This is a genomic window from Leisingera sp. ANG-DT (genome assembly GCF_000813785.1).
Lineage (GTDB): Bacteria > Pseudomonadota > Alphaproteobacteria > Rhodobacterales > Rhodobacteraceae > Leisingera.
This window is the reverse complement of record NZ_JWLE01000075.1, coordinates 1-735: the sequence shown is the minus strand read 5'-3', so window position 1 is coordinate 735 and position 735 is coordinate 1. Positions and strand designations below refer to the sequence as shown.

General features: G+C 60.5%; 1 protein-coding gene. It reads right to left on the bottom strand.

The window, feature by feature from the left end; all coding sequences use genetic code 11:
• On the bottom strand, positions 1-468 hold a 468-nt coding region (locus RA21_RS23085), incomplete at its 3' end, for a hypothetical protein (RefSeq protein ID WP_039152708.1).
• Between the last annotated feature and the right edge of the window lie 267 nt (positions 469-735).

Sequence of the window (735 nt, the reverse complement as noted above, 5' to 3'; positions counted from 1 at the left end):
GCCCTGATTCTGGAACTCTGTACTTTCGCAGTCCAGTTGCCCACCAACCCTGAGGCCAGCAGCATTCAGAAATGGCAGGGTGCAGGATTCTAGCCGAAAGCCTTTCTCTGCTTTGCAGCTAGAAGCGTTGATGCCGTTTTGAAACCGGCAATTGTGCAGTAGCATGTTGCTGGGAATGTCGCAATTTGTCAGTGAGAGCGTGCCAGTAACAAGCGCACCGCCCAACCTGACTCCCAGCTCGGTTGCCGGGCAGTCCGTGCAGCCGCCGAGGAGAAAGAACCGGAGGATGTCGGCGCGGACATGGCGGGCGGGGTCCAGAGCAGACCAGTCATCCGGGGTATCCGGGAGGTCCCCGCCGTCTAGGATGCATGACCAGCCCTTGGTCACGCGGTCTTTCAGCTGCCGTTCCGCCGGGGTTGCGTACGGTTCAATCTCTGCCCAGGAGGTAAAGCGCTGCGTCGGCTGCATAGGAGGGTCCTTCAACTCAATGGCCTACTCATGCGCAGGCGTACTTGGCTTGACAAGGCTAAACGCGAGTGCCTGCCTCCTGACGAGCGCTAAAGTTTAACGTCAGCGCCTCTGACCAGAATTTTTGCGCGTGAAAACACTGCGAGCGGGGGCAGGGAGAGGCACCAAAAAAGGCACGGGAAGGCCTGCCCGGTTTGCAAACCCGCTACGCAAGCCGCCCGGAAACGCGAAGACCCCGCCGGGGGGCGGGGTCTTGGGGGCTGCAGG